The organism is Nocardia anaemiae NBRC 100462 (genome assembly GCF_001612725.1).
Lineage (GTDB): Bacteria > Actinomycetota > Actinomycetes > Mycobacteriales > Mycobacteriaceae > Nocardia > Nocardia anaemiae.
On the sequence record NZ_BDAZ01000118.1, the window covers coordinates 1 to 2,213 of the forward strand.

A 2,213-nucleotide genomic window follows, 5' to 3' on the forward strand; every position below is an offset into this window, starting at 1 on the left:
TCGTGGTCGGGTCGACCACGAGCGCGGTGCCGGGATTGCTCCCGGTCCGTTTCTCGTGGCCGCCCGCCGAACCGGACGTGCGAGTTTCCCCGCATCCGGCTCTCCATGGAGATCATGCTGGCGTGGCTGCTTGTTCGAGTTGCGCTGCGCGGACACTCCAGGGTGTCGGAATCGTGTTCCCCCGGTACCGGTATCGCTCGATGGCGATATCGCAGGGGTTGTAGAGCACGGTCCCATTCTCTTCTGGGCGCTGCACCGGTTTCTCGGTGAGGAATCGGCGTTTGATCTTTCGCCAGCCCAGGCGCGGATGTCTGTTCTTGAGCCATCGGGCCACCGCCCACCACGTGTAGTGGTCGAGGTAGCTGAAGGTGGCTGTGGAGACCCCGTGTCGGAAATAGATACACCAACCCCGAACGACGGTGTTCAGGTGTTTGAGTAGTCCCTCGAGCGTTTTGTAGGGTGATCCTTTTCTGCGGGTGATGAATCTGACCTTCCCGACGATCGAGTGCAATGCCTTCTTCGAGGGGTAGGTGTAGACCATCATGTGGTTCGTGCCAGCCTTCTTCCGGCGCTGGATGCGCCAGCCGAGGAAGTCGAACCCCGAATCCATGTGCACGACACGGGTTTTCTCCGGCGACAGGGACAGCCCCATCGGCCAGAGCACATCAGCGACCTCGGTCCTGATCTCGTGGGCGTGGTGTTCTGCCCCATAAACCAGGACAACGAAGTCGTCCGCATAACGGACGAGGCGATAGGTCGCGAATCCCTTCCGGCGCAGGTATTTCCGACGCGCAGCGGGGGCTTTCCGCCCAGCCACGTCGCCGTCCCACTTCTCTTGGAAATAGACATCCAGCACCGACAGAGCGATATTCGCCAGGAGCGGCGAAAGGATTCCGCCCTGCGGGGTCCCCGTCGGGGTGTCCCGGTCGGTTCCGTCCTCGGACAGCACTCCGGCCTTGAGGAAGGATTTGACCAGGGCAAGGACACGATTGTCGGCGATCCGGTGACGCATCCGATCCACTAGAGCGGTGTGGTCGATCCGGTCGAAACAAGCCTCGATATCCGCCTCCAGCACCCACTGATAACCACGGGTGCCCAGGTAATGGATCTCGGCGATCGCGTCCTGAGCGCGTCTGCGCGGCCGGAACCCATACGAACTGGGCTGGAAATCGGCCTCGAAAATCGGCTCGAGCACCAACTTCAGCGACGCCTGTACTACCCGGTCCGCTGTTGTCGGTATCCCCAGCCTGCGCTTCTTCGTGGGATTACCCGGTTTCGGAATCAGCTTCTCACGCACCGGATCCGGGCGAAACACCCGTTCCTTCAGCGCGGTCCGCACCTGCGACAACAACGCGACCGACTCCTTCGGGATCGAACGAGGAACCACCCCGTCGACACCCGCCGTTCGCCCGCCTTTGTTGCCGTGGACCCTTTCCCAGGCATGCACCAGAAACGCAGGATCGTACACAAGGTTGTGCAGATCATCGAACAGCCGACCCGCATCACGGGTCGCCCACCAGTGCAGCTTGGACTGCATCCGACGTACCCGCAGCCAGGCTTCGTCGAAGTCCGGCCACAACTCACCCGTATTCACAAGTGCCTCCGTCCATTACAGCTCCAAACCGCGATATCCACTGGGGTCCTTCGCCATGTGACCGGCTTTCCCGGCCTCGGACTACTACGACCCCTCCGCCCCACTCACACCCCCATCAGCCGACGACGAGCCTTCCCCTCGACGACCACTGGCCATGGTCACCGAGGGACGAAGCGGAGTGGTTCCCGTGTTCACTGCCATCCATTCGGGACAGGAGGTGGCCAGCTCTGCCCCTGCGGCATCGTCACGACTACGCCGCAGACCTTCACCGTGACCTCCCTGCCGACATTCGTTTACCGGCCACAGGAGTTCCCGCCGCCGCGAACGAATCCGCAACGACGGTGCGCACCGCAATTCAGCCCAGATCCACCGAGTTTCGAGCTGACGGGACGCTTGAGGGGCTTTACACGCTGGTTCCTCACGTCCACCTTTGTCCCACGCTTGCCGGACCCGCATCATTCGGCGGTACTGACACGTCCCGGCTTTGTCAGGGCTGCTCCCATCCTCCCCGGCGTCTCCCGGATCAGACTGCCCTCAGCTACAGCGATCATGCTGCGACACAATCACTTCGGAGTCATCTCACCTCCAACATGGATAACAGCGCCTCACGGCGCACCCG

At 62.1% G+C, this 2,213-nt stretch carries 1 protein-coding gene; it reads right to left on the reverse strand.

Going from position 1 to position 2,213, the window contains the following annotated elements; all coding sequences use genetic code 11:
* Nucleotides 1–112: 112 nt before the first annotated feature.
* Nucleotides 113–1,594, reverse strand: a complete 1,482-nt coding sequence (gene ltrA / locus NA5_RS38640; protein WP_062993988.1) for a group II intron reverse transcriptase/maturase — start codon at nt 1,592–1,594, stop codon at nt 113–115.
* Nucleotides 1,595–2,213 lie beyond the last annotated feature (619 nt).